17 protein-coding genes and 4 tRNA genes are annotated in these 23,772 nt (G+C 50.1%); 8 read left to right on the plus strand and 13 right to left on the minus strand.

Annotated elements, in window-relative coordinates:
* Positions 1-12 precede the first annotated feature (12 nt).
* The 9 genes from ACXAH1_RS09820 to xerD form a co-directional block, all read right to left on the minus strand.
* Positions 13-89: transfer RNA gene (locus tag ACXAH1_RS09820), tRNA-Arg, on the minus strand.
* Positions 90-153: 64 nt separating this feature from the next.
* Positions 154-230, minus strand: a tRNA-Arg gene (locus tag ACXAH1_RS09825).
* A gap of 141 nt (positions 231-371) precedes the next feature.
* A tRNA-Arg gene (locus tag ACXAH1_RS09830) sits at positions 372-448 on the minus strand.
* A gap of 30 nt (positions 449-478) precedes the next feature.
* Positions 479-571: transfer RNA gene (locus tag ACXAH1_RS09835), tRNA-Ser, on the minus strand.
* 550 nt (positions 572-1,121) lie between these two features.
* Positions 1,122-2,663, minus strand: coding sequence for a lysine--tRNA ligase (gene lysS, locus ACXAH1_RS09840; protein WP_253048522.1), 1,542 nt, complete (start codon positions 2,661-2,663; stop codon positions 1,122-1,124).
* 27 nt (positions 2,664-2,690) lie between these two features.
* Positions 2,691-3,789 (minus strand): peptide chain release factor 2 gene (gene prfB, locus ACXAH1_RS09845; protein WP_138544869.1). Its coding sequence is split into 2 segments (ribosomal slippage): positions 2,691-3,713 and positions 3,715-3,789, totalling 1,098 coding nucleotides; the frame shifts between segments, so codons are not numbered across the junction.
* Between the two features lie 184 nt (positions 3,790-3,973).
* Positions 3,974-5,698 carry a single-stranded-DNA-specific exonuclease RecJ gene (gene recJ, locus ACXAH1_RS09850; RefSeq protein ID WP_475196378.1) on the minus strand — a complete coding sequence of 575 codons (1,725 nt, stop codon included), beginning with the start codon at positions 5,696-5,698 and terminating at the stop codon, positions 3,974-3,976.
* A gap of 96 nt (positions 5,699-5,794) precedes the next feature.
* Entirely contained in the window at positions 5,795-6,526 is a 732-nt protein-coding gene (dsbC, locus tag ACXAH1_RS09855; RefSeq protein WP_475196379.1) for a bifunctional protein-disulfide isomerase/oxidoreductase DsbC, read from the minus strand.
* 61 nt (positions 6,527-6,587) lie between these two features.
* Positions 6,588-7,484, minus strand: coding sequence for a site-specific tyrosine recombinase XerD (gene xerD, locus ACXAH1_RS09860; protein ID WP_475196741.1), 897 nt, complete (start codon positions 7,482-7,484; stop codon positions 6,588-6,590).
* A gap of 108 nt (positions 7,485-7,592) precedes the next feature.
* On the opposite strand from xerD, the gene fldB reads away from it, so the two are divergent.
* A complete protein-coding gene (gene fldB, locus ACXAH1_RS09865; RefSeq protein WP_475196381.1) occupies positions 7,593-8,114 on the plus strand; it encodes a flavodoxin FldB in 522 nt (173 codons plus the stop codon).
* Positions 8,115-8,289: 175 nt separating this feature from the next.
* Positions 8,290-8,472 carry a hypothetical protein gene (locus ACXAH1_RS09870; protein ID WP_253048531.1) on the plus strand — a complete coding sequence of 61 codons (183 nt, stop codon included), beginning with the start codon at positions 8,290-8,292 and terminating at the stop codon, positions 8,470-8,472.
* A 63-nt stretch (positions 8,473-8,535) separates the two neighbouring features.
* Here ACXAH1_RS09870 and ACXAH1_RS09875 read toward each other — a convergent pair whose 3' ends face one another.
* Positions 8,536-9,549, minus strand: coding sequence for an AraC family transcriptional regulator (locus tag ACXAH1_RS09875; protein WP_475196383.1), 1,014 nt, complete (start codon positions 9,547-9,549; stop codon positions 8,536-8,538).
* 76 nt (positions 9,550-9,625) lie between these two features.
* Between ACXAH1_RS09875 and ACXAH1_RS09880 the strand changes: the two genes are divergently transcribed.
* From ACXAH1_RS09880 to ACXAH1_RS09890, 3 genes are all read left to right on the plus strand, one after another.
* Positions 9,626-10,060, plus strand: coding sequence for an SRPBCC family protein (locus ACXAH1_RS09880; protein WP_475196384.1), 435 nt, complete (start codon positions 9,626-9,628; stop codon positions 10,058-10,060).
* Entirely contained in the window at positions 10,047-10,862 is an 816-nt protein-coding gene (locus ACXAH1_RS09885) for a sterol desaturase family protein (RefSeq protein WP_475196386.1), read from the plus strand. Before ACXAH1_RS09880 ends, ACXAH1_RS09885 begins: the two co-directional genes overlap by 14 nt.
* A gap of 113 nt (positions 10,863-10,975) precedes the next feature.
* Entirely contained in the window at positions 10,976-12,082 is a 1,107-nt protein-coding gene (locus ACXAH1_RS09890) for an MBL fold metallo-hydrolase (protein ID WP_475196387.1), read from the plus strand.
* Between the two features lie 199 nt (positions 12,083-12,281).
* On the opposite strand, the gene ACXAH1_RS09895 is transcribed toward ACXAH1_RS09890, so the two are convergent.
* Positions 12,282-12,836, minus strand: a complete 555-nt coding sequence (locus tag ACXAH1_RS09895; RefSeq protein ID WP_475196389.1) for a zf-TFIIB domain-containing protein — start codon at positions 12,834-12,836, stop codon at positions 12,282-12,284.
* 202 nt (positions 12,837-13,038) lie between these two features.
* On the opposite strand from ACXAH1_RS09895, the gene ACXAH1_RS09900 reads away from it, so the two are divergent.
* Positions 13,039-13,914: an AraC family transcriptional regulator gene (locus tag ACXAH1_RS09900; RefSeq protein ID WP_054015509.1), complete on the plus strand. Its 876-nt coding sequence runs from the start codon at positions 13,039-13,041 to the stop codon at positions 13,912-13,914.
* Here the strand turns inward: ACXAH1_RS09900 and ACXAH1_RS09905 are convergent.
* Together ACXAH1_RS09905 and ACXAH1_RS09910 are read right to left on the minus strand one after the other, a co-directional pair.
* Positions 13,879-15,345 (minus strand): phosphohexomutase domain-containing protein, encoded by a 1,467-nt coding sequence (locus ACXAH1_RS09905; protein WP_475196391.1) that lies wholly within the window; start codon positions 15,343-15,345, stop codon positions 13,879-13,881. The genes ACXAH1_RS09900 and ACXAH1_RS09905 overlap by 36 nt on opposite strands.
* A complete protein-coding gene (locus ACXAH1_RS09910; RefSeq protein WP_475196392.1) occupies positions 15,335-16,771 on the minus strand; it encodes a mannose-1-phosphate guanylyltransferase/mannose-6-phosphate isomerase in 1,437 nt (478 codons plus the stop codon). Before ACXAH1_RS09910 ends, ACXAH1_RS09905 begins: the two co-directional genes overlap by 11 nt.
* Before the next feature lie 272 nt (positions 16,772-17,043).
* Between ACXAH1_RS09910 and ACXAH1_RS09915 the strand changes: the two genes are divergently transcribed.
* Positions 17,044-21,552: an alpha-2-macroglobulin family protein gene (locus ACXAH1_RS09915; protein ID WP_475196394.1), complete on the plus strand. Its 4,509-nt coding sequence runs from the start codon at positions 17,044-17,046 to the stop codon at positions 21,550-21,552.
* Between the two features lie 8 nt (positions 21,553-21,560).
* Positions 21,561-23,762, plus strand: a complete 2,202-nt coding sequence (gene pbpC / locus ACXAH1_RS09920; RefSeq protein ID WP_475196395.1) for a penicillin-binding protein 1C — start codon at positions 21,561-21,563, stop codon at positions 23,760-23,762.
* The last annotated feature ends 10 nt before the right edge of the window (positions 23,763-23,772 follow it).

The raw sequence follows: 23,772 nt of genomic DNA on the forward strand, positions 1-23,772 counted from the left end.
ACTTAAGAGAAGTGGCGGACGCGGGAGGATTCGAACCTCCGACCGCCTGGTTCGTAGCCAGGTACTCTATCCAGCTGAGCTACGCGTCCGTCGTTCAATTCTATTTTACTACCTGAATTGCTGTAGTCTCTTTATTTAACCACTTAAGAAAAGTGGCGGACGCGGGAGGATTCGAACCTCCGACCGCCTGGTTCGTAGCCAGGTACTCTATCCAGCTGAGCTACGCGTCCGTATTTATTCAATTTTATTACCTGAATAAGTAATCTCTGTTTTTACCATCTGAGAAAGATGGCGGACCGGGACGTACTTTATGGAGAGGGAACCTCCGACTTCCTGATTCCGACTCTTTTTATTTAACCACTTAAGAGAAGTGGCGGACGCGGGAGGATTCGAACCTCCGACCGCCTGGTTCGTAGCCAGGTACTCTATCCAGCTGAGCTACGCGTCCGTTTTACTACAAAGACACCATTTAAATAAATGGCGGAGAAGGAGGGATTCGAACCCTCGATAGGGCTACAAACCCTATACTCCCTTAGCAGGGGAGCGCCTTCAGCCACTCGGCCACCTCTCCGTCTTTGTGGGGCGTATAATATAGAACCGTGAAAATATGTCAAATACTTTTCTTGTAAAAAAGCACTGTATGGTGATAGATTGTTCAGCTTGGTGTGTTTTAAAGCGCTTTGCCGATTAATTTGTCATAAATTAGTCACTTTTAGGGTCTGACTGTATATTAAAGTGGTCCAAAAGGGATTGCTTGCGGGAGGTTTCTTCCGAAATAAAGGCATCTACATAGCCTAAACGCTGAAATTCACTGATACAGCTACGGCAGTAATTCATCCTTGCCTGTTCGTGTTGTGCTTTTGACTTTTGTTGCGACATGGTCAGAGGTCTTTTGCATCCTTTCATAATCACAGCAGTATAGGCAAATGCACTGGATATGCCAGCAGTCATCCTCAAATCCAAATTTGGCCTGTAGAGATTCTTATCCAGCTTATTCCTGATTTTATTGTGCTTTTATAAATATCTTGAGACTTAAACGGGCTCATAGCAGATATCTCTTACATACATAAAAGAAAAGCGCCAAAGGCGCTTTTCTAATTCGTTTGTTCTGAATGACTGGCTTAGTCAGCCTGAGGTCGCATATGCGGGAACAGGATAACGTCTTTGATAGTCGGAGAGTCAGTAAATAGCATCACCAGACGGTCAATACCAATCCCCTCACCTGCCGTTGGTGGCAAGCCGTATTCAAGTGCACGGATGTAGTCATCATCGAAGTGCATTGCTTCGTCATCACCTGCATCTTTTTCTTCAACCTGACGGGCAAAACGTGCAGCCTGATCTTCTGCATCATTGAGCTCCGAGAAGCCATTTGCCAGCTCACGACCACCAACGAAGAACTCAAAGCGATCAGTGATAAATGGGTTTTCATCATTACGACGTGCCAGCGGCGACACTTCCCACGGATATTCCGTGATGAAAGTTGGCTGGATCAGTTTATGCTCAGCGGTTTCTTCAAAGATTTCACACAGGAACTTGCCGGCACCCCACACACATTTCTCAGGGATCTTCACGTGTACTTTCTTCGCGTACGCGACTAGTTCGTCAAAGTGGTTTTCTGGATCTTTAAAGATGTGAGCCGAAGCTTCAGCGTCCGGACCGTACTTGATGATCGCATCCGCCATAGACAAACGCTCAAACGCTTTACCGAAATCATACTCGATGGTTTCAAGCACTTCGCCTTCTGCGTTCTTCACCGTGTTAACCACAGTAGTAGTACCCAGTACGTCCTGTGCCACAGTACGCAACATGTCTTCTGTCAGGTTCATCAGATCGTTGTAATCTGCGTACGCCTGATAGAATTCAATCATAGTGAATTCCGGGTTGTGACGAGTCGACAGACCTTCGTTACGGAAGTTACGGTTGATCTCGAAAACGCGATCAAAGCCGCCCACAACCAGACGCTTAAGATAAAGCTCTGGCGCGATACGCAGATACATGTCGATGTCCAGCGCATTGTGGTGAGTCACGAACGGACGTGCTGTTGCACCACCCGGGATCACCTGCAGCATTGGCGTTTCAACCTCCATAAAGTCACGCTCAGCTAGGAAGCGACGAATGCCTTCAATCACTTTAGAGCGAATACGGAAGGTCTCACGGGTTTCCATGTTAGTGATCAGATCAACATAACGCTGACGATACTTAGCTTCCTGGTCCGTTAAGCCGTGGAATTTCTCTGGCAGTGGACGCAGTGACTTGGTCAGTAGCTCGTACTGCACCATATCCACATACAAATCGCCTTTACCAGATTTGTGTAGCGGACCAGACACACCAATGATGTCGCCGATGTCCAGCTGACCATATTTGGCTTTCAGCTCTTTTTGTACGTCTTTAGACGCATATGCCTGAATACGACCTTTCATGTCTTGTAAAACAAGGAAAGGACCACGTTTGGCAAGGATACGGCCAGCCACAGAGACCTGATGATCTAACTCAACCAGCTCTTCTTTTGACTTATCACCAAACTTAGCCTGTAGATCAGCCGTATAGTCTTCACGGCGGAAGGTGTTCGGATGGCCATTGGCGCTGCAATTATCACGAATTGCATCCAATTTAGCACGACGCTCAGCAATGAGTTTATTCTCGTCTTGGATTTGCTCTGTCATTTTTTAGCTCTTAGTTTAGCTTGTTGATTATAGGCCTGATTTCAGGCTGGCTTCGATAAATTTGTCTAGATCACCGTCCAGGACCGCCTGGGTATTACGGTTCTCAACACCGGTGCGCAGGTCTTTAATACGAGAGTCATCCAGTACATAAGAACGGATCTGGCTGCCCCAACCAATGTCTGATTTGGCATCTTCCTGGGCCTGCTTTTCAGCGTTTTGCTTTTGCAGCTCCAGCTCAAACAGTTTTGCTTTTAACTGTTTCATGGCCTGATCTTTGTTTTTATGCTGTGAACGATCGTTCTGACACTGCACCACGGTATTGGTTGGCAAGTGAGTAATACGTACCGCAGATTCTGTCCGGTTAACATGCTGACCACCGGCACCCGATGCACGGTATACGTCGATGCGTAAGTCTGCCGGGTTGATGTCAATCTCTATGTTGTCGTCGATTTCCGGATACACAAATGCTGAAGCAAATGATGTATGACGACGGCCTCCTGAGTCGAACGGGCTCTTACGAACCAAACGGTGTACACCGGTTTCTGTGCGCAGCCAACCGTAAGCATATTCACCGCTGACACGCAGTGTTGCCCCTTTGATCCCCGCTACGTCACCATCGGTTGCTTCAACGATTTCGGTTTTAAAGCCTTTCGCTTCCGCCCAACGCAGATACATACGCAACAACATGTTGCACCAGTCCTGGGCCTCTGTACCACCGGAACCAGCTTGCAGATCGAGATAGGCATCGTTGCTATCCTGCGCACCAGAGAACATGCGGCGGAACTCCAGCTTTTCAAGCTGGGCATTCAAGCCCAGTACTTCCTGCTCTGCTTCTGCAAAGGTTTCTTCGTCTTCTGCTTCGACAGCCAGCTCAACCAGGCCTTCGGCATCATCTGCACCGCTTACCAGGTTGTCTATGGTTTCGACTATGGTTTCCAGGCTCGACTTTTCTCGGCCCAGCGCTTGTGCCTTTTCAGGCTCATTCCAGACGGCTGGATCTTCTAGTTCCGCATTAACTTCTTCTAACCGCTCTTGTTTCAGAGCATAGTCAAAGATACCCCCGAAGAAGTTCAGTACGTTCGCGAATTTCCTTGATTTGATTAATCACAGGATTCACTTCAAACATTCACATTACTCCAATTTACGTGATGGTGACGCAGCCAATGACAAAAATTGTGTGCCACTGGACTGAAAATAGTGTGACCGCTGTGTCTAAAGATTATATAAGCGGTCTAAACGGCCAATACTAACAAATAATAGGCATAGATATCAGCCCCAGATAAGAACATTTTGTGCCTTTATCGCAATTGTTAGCAGGCACGGATCTCTCTGACGATTAATTGCAGCGTAAACTTACCACGAAACTCGTTGATATCCAGCTGATAAGCCAGCTCAGCGGCCTGTGCAGCCGTGTTAGGCCAGGCACGCACATCGACGTTAAACGCAATGGCATCTACCAGTTTACCGCTTGCGTGTTTAAGCACCAGCTTAAGGTGCTTATCGCCCACAATACGCTGCTGCACCAGCTCAAACACACCACTAAACACCGGCTCAGGGAAATGCTGTCCCCAGGGGCCTGCCTGTTGCAGTAACATGGCAAAGTCCATATTAAAACACTCAGCCGGCAATTCACCGTCGGTTAGTAATACCGACTGCTTATGCTCTTCGCTGAGGGTTTCGCTGACCAGGGTTTCAAAGGTGTGTTTAAAGTCGCTAAAGTCTGCCTCTCTGATAGTCAATCCGGCCGCCATCGCATGACCGCCAAATTTAACGATTAAGTCCGGGTGACGGGTGTTGATCTGCTCCAGCAAATCGCGCATGTGTAAGCCTTCAATCGAGCGGCACGACCCTTTAATTTCGTCGTTATCGCCCTGGGCAAAAATAATCGCCGGACGGTGATACTTTTCTTTCAATCTGCCCGCGAGGATCCCAATAACCCCCTGATGCCAGTCGTCCTGATATAAACACACCGCATCGGGAATGCTTTGCTGGGCTGCGACCAGGCGCTCTAGTACCGCCTGCGCTTCTTGCTGCATACCCTGTTCAATCTCGCGTCTTTCCTGATTGAGGCTGTCCAGCTGAGCGGCGATGCGCCGTGCCTGATGCTCTTCTTTGGATAACAGGCAAGCAATCCCCAGGCTCATGTCATCCAGCCTGCCTGCGGCATTTAGTCTTGGCGCCAGTGCAAAACCAAAATCGCTGGCATTGAGCCTGGTCGCGGTGCGGTTCGCCACTTCAATCAATGCTCTGATCCCGGGCCGGGTCTGACCTTTGCGAATACGTGCCAGACCCTGATGTACCAAAGTCCGGTTATTAGCATCCAGCGCGACCACATCCGCCACAGTGCCCAGAGCAACAATGTCCAGCAAGGACGCAAGGTTGGGCTGAGTGAGTCCCTGGCGCTCAAAATAGCCCGACTCACGCAAATGATGACGAAACGCCACCAGCAGATAAAACGCCACGCCAACTCCGGCAATGGATTTTGAAGGAAACTGGCAATCGTGGCGGTTCGGGTTAACGATGGCATCGGCATTGGGTAGTTGCTCGCCCTGTAAGTGATGATCGGTAACCAGTACCGAAATACCGGCCTGCTTAACGATATCTATGCCCGCGAGACAGGAAATTCCATTGTCGACCGTGATCACCAGTTGCGGTGCCAGCTGAACAATTTGCTCTGCCAATGCAGGACTCAATCCATACCCCAGACTGAAACGATCTGGCACCAGATAGTCAACCCGTTGCAATCCAAACAAGCGTAGCCCTTCCATTAACACCGCGGTGCTGGTTGCACCATCGGCATCGAAATCCCCGACAATTAGCACGCTTTGCTGCTGATGCAGCGCCGTTTCAAGCAAGGCACAGGCCTTGTCCATGTCACGAAACAGACGAAAATCCAGCAAGGTAGCCGCACTGTTATCAAGTTCTACGGCGTCTTTCACACCCCTTGCAGCATAAACCTGTTTAATAACCGGGTGAAGATGGGCGGGTAAATGACTGTCATCGACGCGTAATCTGGGCCGGATCTCTGTTTGCATAACACTCTCTGAACTACCTGATAATGTGAAGGACAACTCCACAAAGCAAAAAAGGCCCGCAGGCCTTTTTAGAAATGCTGAGAGTATACCTCAGATTTAGGATTTTTTACTTCCCTGATTTAATATTTTTGCCAACGCGTCAGCCGGCTGATAGCCAGGGATCATACTGCCATCTTCCAACACGATAGCCGGAGTACCAGAAATACCAAAGCTCTGACCTAGCTGGTAATGCTCAGCAACCGGAGCCTGACAATTTTTAACGTCCGGTACCTCATTACCCGCCTTCGCTTCAGTCATAGCTGATGCCGCATCCTCAGCGCACCAGACGTTCATCAGACTCTTGTAGCCATTACCACTGAGGCCGCCACGTGGAAATGCCAGGTACTTAACAGTAATACCGGCCGCCAGATAGTCTTCCAGCTCACGGTGTAGTTTACGGCAGTAGCCGCAGGTAATGTCAGTGAAAACGGTGATCTGGTGTTTTTCGTTCTCGGCTTTGTACACTATCATTGAATCCTGATATTGCGCGACACCACTCTTACGTACGTCGCTCAGCGCATCCTCTGTGATGTTACGGCGGTTCGCCACATCAATCATAGTGCCCTGCACCAGATATTGACCATTCGGACTGGCATAGAATACGCCTTTGTCGGTGATCACAGTTTTAAGGCCCGAGATTGGACTGTCCGATACGCTCTTTACGGATAAACCCAGCTCAGCAAACTGAGACGCGATAGGGCTCACCGCCATCGGAGAGACTTCTTGTGTTGTGTCGGCAAAAGCACCCACACTGAAAGCAAGCGACGCTGCTAAAAGTAACTTTTTCATGTTTTTCTCGTAAAATTGCTCTGGTTAATCACTAGGACCGGATTACTGCGAATAAATTCCATCACGCCCTAGGATGATGTTGCTGATGAAGCGTTTTCAGTCGCTCACTGGCAACATGCGTATAAATCTGGGTTGTCGACAAATCGCTATGGCCTAACATCATTTGTACAACTCGAAGATCCGCCCCATGATTTAGCAAATGTGTTGCAAACGCATGACGCAGCGTGTGTGGCGATAACGGTGACTTAACGTCTGCCAACATAGCATAGTGTTTGATGCGATGCCAAAAAGTTTGCCTCGTCATGCCAATCCCCCGTTTAGATGGGAAAACAAAGTCATTAGCGTGTTTGACCATTTGAGCACGACCAACCTTTAAAAATTGTTCGACCCAGTGCAATGCTTCTTCTCCCATCGGGACCAGCCTTTCTTTTCCGCCTTTACCTCGCACCAATAATACTGCTTGTCTCAGGTTTATTTGTTCCATCCGCAGGCCAACCAATTCAGTGACTCGCAATCCCGTTGCGTACAACAGCTCCAGCATAGCTTTATCTCTGAGACCCATAGGGTCTTCTACATCGGGGGCACTGAGTAAGGCCTCGACTTCCTCTTCACTGAGCGTTTTTGGCAGAGATTGCGATAATTTAGGCTGGGCAATGTGGGTCAAAGGGCTCGCTGCGATTGCCTGCTTGGTCACCCAGTAGGCATAAAAACGCTTGAGTGCACTCATTGCACGGGCGGTGCTGCGTGGTTTGAGCCCTTCGTCTACCCGGTAGGCCAGATAGGCCTCTACATCCGCACCACTGATAGTTAACAGAGGTTTGTTATCATGATGCGCACTAACGTAACGTACAAACTTATCCAGGTCTGCACGGTAGGCAGCCAGGGTGTTGTCGCTGAGTCCCTGCTCCAGAAAGAGCATATCAAGGAAAGATTCTATCAGTTCACTATTGTTGTGCATGCTTGGGTCAGATATTTCTAAATCGGTCACGGGCCGCCTGTATCAATTCATTACACCATAAGGTAGACTTCGCGCCATATAATAACAGCCAATTGAGCGAAGACTACTATGCAGATCGGGTTATTTTACGGTTCAACTACCTGCTACACAGAAATGGCAGCAGAAAAAATGCAGGAGATCATAGGTAAAGACATTCTGTCGCTCCACAATATCAAAGATGAGCCGTTAAAAAACGCAGAGCAATTCGACTTTGTGATTTTTGGTATCTCAACCTGGGATTTCGGCGAGTTGCAGGAAGACTGGGAATCGCACTGGGATGATATCGACGAGGTTGATCTCACAGGCAAAACCATCGCACTGTTTGGTATGGGTGACCAGCAAGGCTATGGACAGTGGTTTCAAGATGCACTAGGTATGTTGCACGATAAAATTGCCCCACAAGGTGTTAACTTTATAGGCTACTGGCCCAATACTGCCGATTATGAGTTTGAAGCCTCTAAAGCACTTACGGAAGATAAAAGCCAGTTTGTAGGCCTTGCCCTGGACGAAGACAGCCAGTACGAAAAGAGTGACGAACGCATCGCTGCCTGGATTGAGCAAATCCTGACAGAATATAGCGAGTCGCTGTAACGCGTATCTCCTGATCTGCCAACCCCTCCTTGGCAGATCAAAAACAATTTATTTACACTGGTTAACATTCAACCTATACAACTAGCCGTTTATAGTTCAGTATAAATTCTGTACAGCTCTGCAAACTAATTGTAGAGGCTGGCATATAATCAACTCAATTATAAAAGGACTAATCATGAAGTTAACTCTGACCAAGAAGAACTACAAAAACCTGTCTCAGCAATCTCACACAATCAACAACAAAATGACGCCACAGGTTGGTGGTGGTAACGGTGCATGTTCAGGTGGTGCGGGCTGTCATATGGACCAGCAGCCAGAACCTGGTACTGGCGGTGGCTCTGTGTGTATTACCTGGTAATACCAATTTCACTTAATACTTCGGATAACGGGGCTAAAAATGCCCCGTGACCCCAGACTGGCTTCAATTCTGTGGTTTATTACCACTGTGTTTTCTGAACACCCCCGGTGAACACCCATACCAGCGCTTAAAGGCTTTGTTAAACGCAGCCTGCTCGTTAAACCCTAACTCCCTTGCCAATTCAGCCAATGGCATAGTACCCAGCAAGTCTTGAGTACGTCTGAGCCGCTCTTCAGTCAACAGCTGAGAATAACTGGTATCACATTGTTTTAACTGCCTTTGTATCTGACGTCCCGATTTATTCAGGGCTGCTGCTATCTCGCTCAACTGACACTGACCCAGATCGACGCTGGCAGCCAGCATAATGCGGATCTGCATCGCAAGCGACTGGTGCTGTTGCAATTGTATCAGCGCCTTATCTGAAAGCCGCAGCAGCTCCTCGCGCATCACTTGATTAGCACGCCTGAAAGGCAGCAACAGATAAGCGTGTGGAAATGCTATCTGGTTACGAGGCTGATTGCCAAATACCTCACAACCAAACCAGCCAGCCAGTACCGACAGTTCTGCTTCACTTAATGTGCAGGTTAAATTGATATACTCGGGTGAAACAGGCTTAGGGACCAGAGTACGTACCATAGCTACCCAACCGGTCAGATTACGCAGAATGACATGGCGAGAAGCCTGTGAATTTGGCAGCCAGTCAATCACTGCCAGTGCGCCCTCGCGATGAAAAATAGCCTGCGCTATACTGGCCACCAGCTGATCGTAGCGCAGCAGCGCCGACAGTGCCTGGTTTAAGTTTTCACAGCTTTCCACCAAGTAACCCAATACCCCATAATCAGCAGACTGTATATATTGACCAAGGTGAAAGCCAAACAGAGGGTCGCCGGTTCGCTCAGCCCCTAACTGCAAAGCCTGTTCGTAATCAGCTAACGGGACTCGGGTACCTAATTCAGACTCGATAGTCTTAGACTGAACTAAAGTACTGTCCAGAGTCACCCCCTGATGCTCCAGATAAAGCAGCACACCATTAAAGTAATTTTTGTCTAAAGTATTTTCCATGTCGTATTTGGACAAATTTACGTCGCCTATTCGCAAGATTGCCAGATAAACCTTACTTACACTAGACAAAACGATGCGTAAGGAACTATCTATGGTCAACATTCTTTGTCAAAAAGTGATCCCTGCTGAGCCCCATACAGTGCTCGAAACCCTGCTGGACCACCAACAGTTGGGTCGTTTTTTTAACGCGCGATTTAAAGTCGTTCAGAGTGCTGTCCACCCAGCTATCCGGGGCGGCAGTGGCTGTATCCGGGAAGTCAGCATGCTCGGGATCCGATTTTATGAGCAGATCCTGCACGCCGACGAACATGCGATTCGCTATCAGATCGTTGGCGACTTCCCGGTTAAGCAACATCATGGCGAGATCCGTCTGCGTCGCAGTACTGACAAGCAGTCCACCGGGGTTGATTACCATGTACGCTTTGCGGCGCCCAGGTATTTACCAGGCTTTGTGCTTCGCCGTGTTGTTACACGAGATATCAACCTTGCATTGACCCGACTGGAGGCCCTGTATGCTCCCTGTTGAACTTATTTTACTGCTTCTCAGTCCGGTTTTTATTGTTGCCATTGCAGCAGAGTACCGCGTTGCCCGGCGGCATTATCGCCTCAGGGATAGCTTGTACAATGTAGCACTTGCTTTACTGCACCAGGGCAGTGATATGCTGGCCTTAATCCTGTTGATGCCGCTGTTCTATTGGCTCCATACTTTTGCCTTGTTTGACGTGCCGCTGACACCTCTAAACCTGGTTGGCGCATTTTTACTCCAGGACTTTTTATATTACTGGTTTCATCGTACATCCCATAAAGTACACTGGCTGTGGCTGGCGCATGTGGTCCATCACAGTTCAAAGCATATGAACTTCTCGACCGCCTTTCGCCAAAGCTTATTGTACCCGGTTGTTGGAATGTGGCTTTTCTGGACCCCGATGATCTTGTTGGGCTTTTCACCCGAGTCAGTGCTGGCTATCGTTGCCATTAACCTCGCCTATCAGTTTTTTGTTCATACGCAGCTTGTCGGTCAGCTTGGCTGGCTCGAATGGGTATTTAATACTCCAACGCATCATCGTATTCACCATGCCAGCAACCCTTGTTATCTGGACAAAAATTTTGCTGGCGTATTGATCATCTGGGACAAATTGTTTGGCACCTATATCGATATACAGCCCGAAGAAAAGATCCGCTATGGGATCGTCGGCAGTGCACCAAAAGAGACCCTCCTGTCTATCAATTTCCATGAATGTCGGGTGTTACTCAACAAGCTGAAAAAAGCCAGGGGACTCAAAAATAAACTCAGGCAACTATTTTCAGCACCACGACATAGTGATTAAGTGTTATCAGTCAGCCACTTAATGACCGAACCATAAAAATTTACACTTTTTAGTTTACTTTTGCGCCAAAACAAAAGTAAACTGCACAGTGTAGTTTACTTTTGGGTAGCACAATGAAGAAGTGGTTTGTTATTTTTGCCGTTGTTTTAGGCAGCATTACAGGGGGCTGTTCCATGATCTCTAATCTCAATGCACACGTACCGTCTCAGAATTATCAGTCTGAGCATTTTCAAGGCGGCCGGTTTAAAAACCTGCACCCAACCATGCCGACCAGTCTGAGCAAAACGCTGGCGATCACCTGGCGCTTTTTTACCGAAACTAAAATCGCCGCTGAGCCCAAGCAAGCCTTACCAGTAGAAACGATTACCCGTGCTAAGCTGGATGCCTTGTCAGACTCAGGAATTCATATCATCAAGCTGGGCCATTCCTCAGTGCTGCTAAAAGTGAATGGCGCTTATTGGTTGCTGGATCCGGTTTTCTCTGAGCGCGCTTCGCCTTTTTCATTTATCGGGCCAAGCCGCTTTCATCAGCCACCAATTTCGCTTGATGCTCTGCCACCGATAGAAAAAGTGCTGATCTCGCATAACCATTATGACCACCTCGACAAAGACGCTGTGAAACAACTCAACGCAAAAACACGTCAGTTTCTGGTACCACTGGGTGTGGAGGGTGATTTGGTTCGCTGGGGTATAGAAGCAGAAAAAATTCACTCATTTGATTGGTGGCAGGAGCAACATGAGCAGGATGTCATGCTGGCCTTTACGCCGACCCAACACTTTTCCGGACGCGGCCTGAGTGACGCAAATCGTACCCTATGGGGTTCCTGGGTTATAAAAACGGCTCATGAGAGCCTGTATTTCAGCGGTGATTCAGGCTATTTTCCGGGCTTTAAAGTTATTGGTGAACGCTATGGTCCGTTTGACTATACCCTGATAGAAACAGGCGCCTATGATAGCGACTGGGCAGATATTCATATGACCCCTGAGCAAAGCGTGCAGGCACATCTGGATCTGCGTGGCAAAATCATGATCCCCATTCATAACGGGACCTTTGATCTGGCCTTCCACAGCTGGTACGACCCTCTGGAGCGAGTGCTCAAAGCCGCTCAGCAACAAGGGGTGGTTATCAACACGCCAACCCCTGGCGAAGTGATCACCATTAACCAGGCCTACATAAATCGACTCTGGTGGCAGTCTTTGTTGGCACAAACCAGTCTCTAAAACAGCCGTATGAGAGCCTTGTCGACAGCCTCTATATCGTCCGGGTCATACCCAGTTGTGGCAAGGTTTTCTCCTTTTCGCCTCTACTGTGGCTATGAAATCTGTCGTGCTGGCTGACACTGCGTAGTAGAAGCAATGTCCAGCCTGCGCAAGTGGCTAAACAGTGTGAATTGTAGCCACTTTTATACATGCAGTGCGCTTAACGCTCGGCTGAATAGGGGTCTTCCGCCATTAGGTAGGCTCTCAGATCTGCTTTCTGAGGATGGTTAATCAGCCAGTCTCGAGTCTCGCGCAATCGCTGATAGGTATCGTCGCCAAACTTACCTTTATAGATATCAGCAAAGTTTTGCTGGCTGGTGTTTTCGCGAATTTGCTGCTGCCACTGCTGGGTTACCAGCTGATTTAACGCGCCAGCCAGGCCCTCTGCTTTGAGTAATTGCCACTCCCCCTTATCTAGCCAGAGGCCACCAGTTGCGACGCTGTAATCAACCCGGTGCGCACTCGTTGCACTGATCCTGAATTTTCTCATCAAAGTGCCCGATACCGGACAAAGCAATGCACGTTTACTGTCCTGCGCATCTTCGCCAAACTCAATGTGCTCAGCAAAATGATAGTCCGGATTACGCTCTTTCCACGCCACATAATCTTCTATGAGGATCCAATCACCCTGGCAGTGGTCACAGCTATGTGCCCGAAATAAGCCTTCAATAAACCCGGGGCGCAATTGGCCCTCACCACAACTTGTACATTTCATAGGATCTCCCAATGCATTATCCATGTGATACACGTGAGCCAGTGTAAAGCAATTAGCCGTTGGCCTCAATTTGTGAACTATGCCAAGTGCGCAAACATTATCAATCGCCTCTGGTATACGCTAAATTCCGTCGCCAGCAACAGCAATATGTATCAACTGAGTGCTAGACTGATTTACCAATAACCCAAGCGAGAAAAGCAACATGACAACACGTGCCACCACACTTAATCACTATCAGCAGCGGCTGCTGCGTGTGATTGACTATATGTACGACCATGTTGAGCAGGACCTGGACGTGAACACACTGGCCGACGTGGCCTGTATGTCCTGTTACCACTTCCATCGCATTTTTCGCGAGTTTATGGGTGAACCGGTAAACGCCACTGTCAGGCGTATGCGCATGTTGAAGGCGGCATCCTATTTAGTTCGCAGCACACTGACACAGCAGCAGATAGCCAGACGGGTAAACTATGGCAGCGTTGAAGCCTTTAACCGGGCATTCAGCCGCCATTATGGCATGACGCCCAATCAATTTCGTCAGCAACAGCAAGGCGATCCACTGCACAGCGCTGCGTTTTATCCGGCTCAACCACAGGAGTACAACACTATGTATCAGGTAGAACAAACGCAACAAAATGCATTAACCCTTATTGGCCTGGCGCACCGGGGGGACTATATGCAGATAGGTAAAACCTTCGAAAAGCTCGGTATGATGGCTGGCAGTACAGGCCTTATCAACGAGCAGACTCGTTACTTTGGTATTTACTATGACGACCCGCAAACGGTAGATCAGGACAACCTCAGGGCCATGGCATGTATCACTCTGGCCTCTGGCACTGAGTTCGATAAAGAGACCTTTGAAGCCGTGACCATTCCGGCAGGTAAGCTGGTCTCGCTGACCTTCAAGGGTGATTACAGCGAACTGGAGCAACCCTATAACTGGTTGTTTGGCCAATGGCTGCCGCAGAGCGGTCTGGAACTGATGGATTTCCCTCCGTTTGAGGAATACCTGAATGACACCCGGGACACCGCACCGCAGGACTTACTCACTAAGATTAACTGCCTGGTTCAGGCCTAGACTAGATAAGTATTGCACCACTGCACTTAACAGCGTTTCAACCAGTTCATTCGCCTGCTGCTGCGAAGGTGCTTCGGCATAACATCGCAGCTCGGGCGCGTTGCCCGATTGCCTTAAGTGAACGATGCGCTCGGCATCCAGTGCAAAGCGAATCCCATCCAACGTGCTCAGAACTTTGGGTGTATCACGACACGCCAGCATAGTTGCAAGCCGCAGTGGTTGCTCCTGAAGTAAAGTTAACAGGCGATCTGAGCTGGCTTTTTCGATACCCTGCAGGCGATGGCTGGCAGTAAAGCGACTTTCATACTGAGACATTAGCTGAGCCAGATTGGCGCCACATTGCTTGCTCAAATAGAGGATAGCCAGCAGAGGGAGTAAGGCATCCCGGGTCGGCAAGCGCACCATGGCCTTACCCCCTAAGGTGATATCTGACCCCAGTAAAAAACCGCCATTGGCTTCAAAGCCGGCAACCGTCCCATAACGCTCTGCCAGAGCATATACCTGCTCGATCACAAAAGGAGAACCAATCCGTGTGCGCTGAATCTGCTTAAATTCGCCACTTAGCTCTAGCGAAGAATTACAATTGAGCGGTACACTGAGTGCCTCAATACCCAGCGCTTTGGCACTTAACAGCCCGAGCATATCACCCCTGTGCCACTGCCCGGTATGATCTGCTATCATTGGCCTGTCGCCGTCTCCATCGGTGCTGAATAACAAATCCAGCTGATGCTCTTTGGTCCAACGCTCGGCTTTTGCTATATCTTGTTCGCTGAGGGCTTCTGTATCAATCGGAACAAACTCCTCACTGCGACCCAGGCAGATAACCTGCGCCCCCAGAGTTCGTAATACAGATGCGTATAGCTCGCGGCCGGCACTGGTATGTTCATACAGACCAATCCTCAGCCCTGCACATAAATCGGCGGGAAAAACATCAATCACCCGGGACAGATAAGGAGCAGTAATCTGACTGTCAGGGGCTGGAAGTGGTTGTATGGTCAAAGAACCAACGCCCGAGCGACAAGCCAGTATCGCGGCTTCATCGACCTTATCTATCTCGCCATGGGGATGGTAAAATTTTAATCCGTTACGATCATGGGGTATGTGGCTGCCTGTGACCATCACCGCTGCCATCGCATTTTGCTGTGCATACAAAGCCAGTGCGGGCGTCGGCAACACACCACCAAAACGCACCTTAATACCAAGGGCACGCAAGGCACTGATACAATACTGAGTAATCAGTGGACTGGAGGGACGATTATCCATACCCAACACCACCGCATCGAAATGGTAGCGTGCGCTCAGTTGCTCAATCATCGCCACCATAAATGCCTGACAGACCTGAGCAGTAAACTGGTTATTTAGCCCCCTGGCACCACTAGTGCCAAACTGAATACCACTTTGCGCAATGAGGTGTGCGCAATCAGCTGACATCCTGATTTCCCCGGGTGTAATCATCTTCAAACCGGACAATATCATCCTCTTCCAGATAGCTGCCTGACTGCACCTCAATCAGCTGCAAATCTACTTTGCCAGGGTTGCTAAGCCGATGTACAACCGTTGCTGGGATAAACACGGATTGGTCCTCGCTCAGTAAACGACGTTCTTCGCCAATTTCTACCGCTGCCGTACCAGACACCACCACCCAGTGCTCAGCGCGGTGATAATGTAATTGCCGTGACAAGCTATGCCCCGGTCGTACTGTGATCCGCTTGACTAAAAAACGCTCGTCCCGATCCACAATGTCATATTTACCCCAGGGACGGTAAACTTCTCTGTGCTCAGTCACTTGTGCTACATCGCGGCTTTTCAGCTCATCGACCAGTGATTTGATAGCCTGGCTCTGACTTCGATGAGCCACCAGGAGCGTATCTTTGGTATCAACCACCACCAGGTCCTGCACGCCTAGCGTTGCCACCAGCCGGTCCTGGGTAATCACTAAATTATCCTGTGAATCCAACGCTGTAACATCGCCAAGGTGAACATTGCGGTCAGTATCTTTGGGCAAAGTTTGCCAAAGTGCCTCAAAGCTGCCAATGTCGTTCCAGCTTGCATTCATGGGCACCACGGCTGCACGCTCGGTGTGCTCCATTACGGCATAGTCTATCGATTCGGCTGGAGATGCTAAAAAAGCATCGCGGTTTATTCGGGTAAAATCCAGATCAGGATGCAGTTGCGCCATCGCCTGTTCACAGGCTTGCAGAATATCGGGCCGGTACAGCGCCAACTCAGCCAGATAATCGCTGGCTTTAAACAAAAACATTCCACTGTTCCAAAGGTAATTTCCGTTATCAAGGTAACGCTGCGCGGTTGGAGCATCAGGTTTTTCGACAAAAGCAGCAACTCCAGCACCAATCACCTGACCGTTGTCATTCTTAAGCGGTGAACCACATTGAATATATCCATAGCCGGAGTGTGGGCTGTCGGGTGTAATACCGAACGTCACCAGTTTGCCACTGTGTGCCAATGCCAGACCTTGATTAATGCTTCGCCTGAAGGCCGTGACATCCCCAATATAGTGGTCTGATGCCAAAACTAACAAGACAGGATCATCTCCCAGGCTTCGAGCTTTGAGCGCTGCCAGTGCTATGGCTGGGGCTGTATTACGCCCTTTGGGCTCCAGTATGATCCCGCCCGGCTGATAGCCAATCGCACGCACTTGCTCTGCACAAATAAACCGGTGCTCCTCGTTACAGATCAATAGTGCCGGTTGATGGCTGTCCGGTTCCAGTCGCAGTAATGTGTCTTGCAACAGTGAATGTGAGGAACCGAGCTGCAAAAACTGTTTTGGAAAACGTTCGCGGGACAAGGGCCAAAGCCGGGTTCCGGATCCACCACATAAAATAACCGGTAATATCATTTTTACTCTACCCAGACACCCTAAGTGCGTGCCACTGTTCAACTCTATCAATCCATCATTTTACCTGCTGATCCTGCACTAGGGCAATGCTCAGCGCTTCACCTGGTATTCACTCTGATAGACTACACTCTCTTATCGCGATACTTTCCCCCAGATTGATAATCCGGTATATGATATGATCTTAAAATGCCATTACTGGTCAAGCCGCTACTGGCAACCAAGGATATTCTCAGTACTCACCCGCACCCTACGCAGACCCAAGGAGCTTTAGCATGTCGGGCAAACCCCCTTTCAATCCCATAGCCGTGTTCTTTCTCTTTTTTATTTTGTTGCTGCAAAACGCGGTTCAGGCGCAGGCCAAAGTGATGCAACAACCTAAGCTGGCCATTGTTGGTTCGGGACCTCTGGTCGCCAAAGGAAGCGGCCAGTCCATTCCAATCACCTACCAGCATATAGACGCAGTCGATGTAGAATTGCTGCGCCTCACCAGCGCACATGACTTCCTCAGCCGCTATTATCTGACAGATAAGCTGTATCCGAGTTCACTGGATCGACTGCAATATACCTATGACAGCGTTTTTGCCGACAGATTTACCCTACCCAAAAACACTCAGCCTGGTATTCAGTCGGCCCGATTACCGATTCCAAAGTCGCTGTCCAGCGGCTGGTATATCGTCGTGCTCAAAGCTCCTGGTATGTTTAATGAGTTACAGGCAAAGCATCTGCTGCTGACCGATCTGGGCATTCAGGCAAAAGTGTTTAAGCAACACGCCAGCATACAGATCAACCGCCTGTCTACAGGACGTCCGATAAAAAACGCCAAAGTTAAGGCCTTTCGCAAGCATGAATTACTGAGAGAGACAAAAACCGATCAGCATGGTGCTGTGCACTTTGATATCCAGCTGCATCGAGACGACATCGTAGTCGCTGAATATACCAATAATGGGGGCGAGCCTGAGTATGCGCTGTTGCCTATCAAAGAAGTGCCATTGGATTTATCGGATTACCAGGTTGGCGGCCGCCCCTACCAGGATATGGAGGCATATATTTACAGTAACCGGGATCTGGTTAAACCCGGCGAGACGCTGCCCATTAATATTTTACTGCGCGATGCCGATGGTGTTGCCATCACAGAGCAGCCTGTCACTTTGACTGTAACTAACCCCTTGCAGGAGGAGATACTGCGCACACAGCTGACACCGGGTGCCGCGGGCTTTTTCAATAAACACTTATATACCGACCAAGGCTGGCCAACCGGACGCTATAAAGTCTCTGTGATGCTTGACCCAACCGCTCGCTCTGCCATAGGTCACTTTGAATTTCAGCTGGAAGAGTTTGTACCAGAGCGCATGGACCTGACCTTCAGTGGACAAGAGGCATTTGTTACAGCAGGTAAATCCATGCCAATAACGGTGCAGGGGCGCTATTTATTCGGCAGCCCCGCCGTTGGAAACACCTTAAAAGCAAGCCTTGTGCATCGAGCGGTACGTCATTACCCGGGCCCATTTGCTGACTTCTTCGTTGGTGAAGATTTTTATCTCAGCAACCGCTTTCAGACGTTGCCTGAGCAGCGCTTATCTGAACAAGGCAAGCTGGCCCTATCCCTGCCCACTGTGAGTGCCGATATGCTCAAAAGCCCGGTAGAAACTCAGGTGAGCCTCAGCCTGCTGGAGTCTGGCGGCGCCGCAGTGCAACGACAACTCAGCTATACTAGCTGGAAATCCAGCCCATTACCCGCAGTTAAGCCTGCCCAGGCCGAATTCAAATATGCCTCAGACGCGCAGTTTGAACTGGCGCTACTCAGCCCAGATGGCCAGCACTTAACAAGTGGAGAGCTGGACGTCGAACTCAGTTACGATCAGGGTCGCTATTTCTGGTTTTATGAAGAAGGCATAGGCTGGCGCCGTCAGTCTCAGCCACAGTGGCGCAGTGAAGCAAAACAAACCGTGGTGCTTAATCAGGACAGCCACACGGTGCAATTCCCCGTCGACTGGGGGAACTACCGCCTGACGATTACAGACAAGCAGAGCAAAGTCAAAACAGTTTATGACTTTTATGCTGGCTGGCACCGGGGGTATCAGCAGCTCAAAGCCAAACCACAGCACCTGTCAATGCAGCTGGATAAACGCCATTATCAGGCAGGTGACATATTGGTCGTTGACCTGGATGCACCGGCCGATGGACAGCTACAGCTGGCACTCGAAGCCGACAGTGTACTTTGGACGCAAAGCCAGTCTGTTAGTAAAGGTAAAACGACGCTACGCATCCCGCTCGATAAATCGCTGGCTCGCCACGACCTCTATCTCAGTGCCACCTTGCTAAGCGGGCAGTCCAGCACACTGCAACGCCACTTTGGTATTGTTCCTGTCAGGCTGTCACGCGAGGACCGGGAACTGAAACTGGACCTGACTTTACCGGATAAGATTGAACCGCTTAAGCCACTAACCGTGGCAATTCAAACTTCAGATATCGCTGGCTCACAGGCTGAGCAAAGCTGGGTCACACTGTCGGTTGTCGACAAAGGGATCCTGAATCTAAGCCGTTATTATCCGGTCGACCCGCATCACTATCTGTTCAATCAACGTCGCTACGGTGGCGATGTGATTGACTTGTATTCACGACGTTATGATAACCGTCCTGACCCGTTTGCCCAGTCTCGCTTTGGCAGTGACAATAATGAGCGCAGTGACAACCGCAACGATAATCTGGTCGAGAGTAAAACCGTGATCCTGATGACCCAGCCGGTCCAACTGATTGACGGCAAAGCCAGCATTACAGTGGATATGCCTGATTACAATGGTGAAGTACAAATCGTCGCAACCGCTTTCAATCACACTCAGGTTGGCCACAAGGTCGAAGCTCGCCCGGTTAGTGCGCCGGTGATCGCAGAACTGAGCGTGCCGCGTTTTTTGGTGCCCAAAGATGAGACTTCTGTCACGCTGGACCTGCACAACGTCAGTGGCCGTGAACAGACTCTGTCTGTCACGGTCCAGCCCTCAGGCCCGGTGCAATTTGTTGATGAACACACTTTTACGGTAACCCTGGACGACCAGGCCCATTGGAGTCGCTCCATGCGCGTACTTGTTGGCGCCACTCCCTGGTCGCATACCGCAACGGTACAAATTGAGTTGCAGGGCGCAGAGATCTCGCAAACACGCAGCTGGTCTGTGCCCATCACAGCAATTGAACCTCAGCTGGTGCAGGCGACCACGCTCATGTTAATGCCCGGACAAACTTATCAGGTCGATTCAATGCTTTGGCAGGGGCTGCACGTCGATGAGACAGACCCTGGCACCTTATATGCCAGCCATACGCCCAGACTCCCCATCAGAGAATATGCATCTGCGCTGCGTGCCTACCCTTATGGATGCGCGGAGCAAACCACCAGTAAAGCCTGGCCCTTTTTACTTAAGCACCCTCAACTTGACGGCTTGCTACTGCAAGCTTTGGACAGTGAGCAGGCAAAGGCCGGGCAACTTGACGATCCGCGTACACTGATCAGCCAATCCGTTCAACGACTGAAGACCATGCAAAAACCCAGCGGAGGGTTCGCACTGTGGGATGCCCAGGGAAATGAACAGCCCTGGTTAAGTGCCTATATCACCGAGTTTTTGACTCAGGCACACGCGGCTTTTCCGGGCACAGTGCCGCCAAGCATGCTCAATCGGGCCCACTATCGCATGCTCAGATACACCCGGGATAGCACAGTCGATGACCTGAGTCAGGACGCATTTGAGGCAACCGCCGCAAAGAGCTTTGCAGCTTACCTAGCCAGTCAGCGTGGCCAATTAAGCTACAGTGATCTGGAATCAATGCGTATCACTGAATATCCCTCCAGGTTAAGTCTGCTGCATATGGCGTCTGCATTGGCCGACGTGGGAGCAATCCAGCAAGCCGCAGCTTTGCTCAGACAAGCACGCACTTTTCATCGCACGGCCGATTATTTTGCAGATTATGGGTCAACCTTACGTGACGATGCCCAGTCAGCTCTTGTACTGACCAGGCTGGCAAGACATACTGCGCTGCGTTCTCAGTCTCGCACATTACAAACTCAGTTACTTGAACAGCTCCCCGATCAGGCTCTGAAAACCTGGCTCAGCACACAGGAGCGCGCGGCTTTACTGCGCACCGCCGTGCATATCAGTGAAGCAAACGCTCATCACCCTGTGCGACTAGAGATTGATGGTGAACAGACACTTGCGCCTGAAGTGGTGAGTCACACACTGTCGCAGACAATGACACTCAGTAACCCGAATGACGACCCGCTTTACCTGCAATTAATGGCCAAAGGCCGACTGCAGCTGGACCCCAGTATTGCCAATGAAATCAGTCCCTTTAATACGCTGGATACCAAACGTATGATCAGACGCCTGTTTGACCTGAACGGACAACCGCTGGACACAGCACGCTTCAAAGTGGGTGAGCGACTGATGGTCGTTCTCGATATTCAAACCAAAGAACCGGTTCCGGATGCCCTGCTGATTGAACGTATTCCGGCCGGGTTTGTATTGGAAAACCCGGCCCTGATGCAAGGCCCGCCGGTATCCCAGCTATTACCGGAACACGTCAAGCTGGCCACCACAGACCACACAGAATATCGCAACGACCGCTTTGTGGCCGCGCTCAAGCTCACAACCCGTAAATACCAGTTTGCCTATATACTGCGCGCCGAAGTGCCCGGCCTGTATCAGGTACCTCCAAGTTACCTTGAGTCCATGTACCGACCTCATAAACATGTGATTTACTGGCAATACCCCTATCAAATGGAGGTCGTTCGCTAAGATGCCATGTGAGCGCAATAATAATGGCCATTAGAGCAGCGCAACCGTTGCGTACTTTTCGGTTTGCACTGTGTACTGGGATGCTATGCCTGCTTCTGCTGCAGTGGCTGGATTGGCATTACCCCTTGCCTGCGCCCTACCCGGATGGACCAGCAACCGTTGTGACATCCCGTGATGGGCAGCAGCTACGGTCATTCAGTGATGCCCGTGGTGTACATCGCTATCAGGTCACGGTCTCGGACGTCGACCCTTTTTATCTGACAGCCTTACTGGATTACGAGGACCGTTGGTTTTATTATCACCCAGGTGTGAATCCGTTCGCCCTTTGTCGAGCATTGTGGCAATGGCTGGCATATGGCCGAATTATCTCCGGCGGTTCTACACTGACCATGCAGGTTGCCAGACTGCTGGACCCACACGAGCGCTCCGTTGCAGGGAAATTGAAGCAAATCGCCAGAGCACTGCAACTGGAATGGCACTACAACAAGTCCGAAATCCTGACTTTGTATCTCAATCTGGCACCCTTTGGCGGCAACATAGAAGGCGTCGAAGCTGCCTCACGGCGTTATTTTAACAAGCCCGCTCGCTCACTTTCGATTAATCAGTCTGCTCTACTCGTCGTGTTGCCACAAAAGCCTTCATACAATCGTCCGGATCGGTACCCTGACCGTGCCAAAGCAATGAGAAACAAGGTGCTCAGACGCCTGGCCGGCAGTCAGTTGCTCTCACCAGAACAACTCACTTTGCTTAGCCAGGAAGCGGTGCGTTTGGAGCACACTGTACAGGCCCCGCTGGCGCCCTTGTTAAGCCGCAGACTAAAGCATCAAAACCCCCGTCAGCATGTGATCCGCACAACGCTGGACTACGATTTACAACAACGCCTGAGTCAATTGCTGGCAAATACCAAACCCAGATTAACCGGCAAGAGCTCGGCAGCCGTACTAGTCGTGCACAATCAGCGCGCCGAAGTGCTGGCCTATCAGGGTTCCGTTGATTTTAACGACGACAGTCGTTTTGCCCATGTCGATATGATCCGTGCAGTACGCTCGCCTGGCTCAACACTCAAACCTTTTATCTATGGACTGGGCCTGGACCTTGGCCTGATCCACAGCCAGAGCCTGATGAGCGATATTCCAAGTAATTTCGATGGCTATAAACCACAAAACTTAACAGGACGTTTTAGTGGTGCCGTCAGTGCTACCAAAGCGCTGCAACACTCTCTCAATGTCCCTGCTATTCAGCTATTAAACCGGATGGGTGCCGAGCGCTTTGAACACCAGTTGCGCAATGCGCAGGTTCAATTGCATCATCAGGATGCCAATCTGGCTGTCGGACTCGGTGGCACAGGCATAGAGTTAATGGAGCTGGCACGTTTATATCGTTCGCTGGCAAGCCAGGGCAAAGTGCAAGACTTATCGCTTGTTTCGGACAACCCAGGTTATCCTCGCCCGGAATTTTCGCTGCTCTCGCCCGCAGCAAGCTGGATCACCTTTGATATGCTGAGCCAACTTTCTGCACCGGATCGGGTTGTCCCCAGCAACCGACGTAAAATAGCCTGGAAAACCGGGACAAGTTACGGCTATCGGGATTTCTGGTCAGTCGGTGTCAGCCCGGACTATACCGTGGCAGTTTGGGTGGGCCGGCCGGATGCCAGCCCGGTGGTTGGATATCTGGGTGCAACGCGCGCCGCGCCGCTGATGTTTGATGTGTTCGACCTATTGCCCCAAGACATCCAAAGACTTGCAAAGCCAGAGCAGGTCATATCAATGCAGATCTGCTGGCCAGGCGGCCTTGCAAGTAACAATACACCTGCTGATGTATGTCACAAACAGCTGCAGGCATATACCCTAAATGGCATGACACCACCAACTATGCACAGTGAAGGAGATTTCGTCACTGAGCCCCGCTGGCCGACAGAGCTTGCTACCTGGCTGGCGTCCAATAATGCACCTTTTTTACAACACAGCGAAACCCAGATCCGCATCACTCAGCCACGTAGTGGTCAGCATTATTACAGGGAACAAGTATCAGAATTAAGGTTAGCAGTAACGGGGGCAGAGAGTGCACCCTCAGATGCTGTGCGTTGGTACATCAATCATGTACCACATGCCGATGCGACTTTGTCGTTGTCAGATTATCTGGGAGATGTGGTTATCACGGCTTGTCTGGCAGAACACTGTGATCAGCAGCATATTGTGATACACCCCTGATGTTTGCCGG

It is taken from the genome of Pseudoalteromonas sp. AWH4_217, from assembly GCF_056161105.1.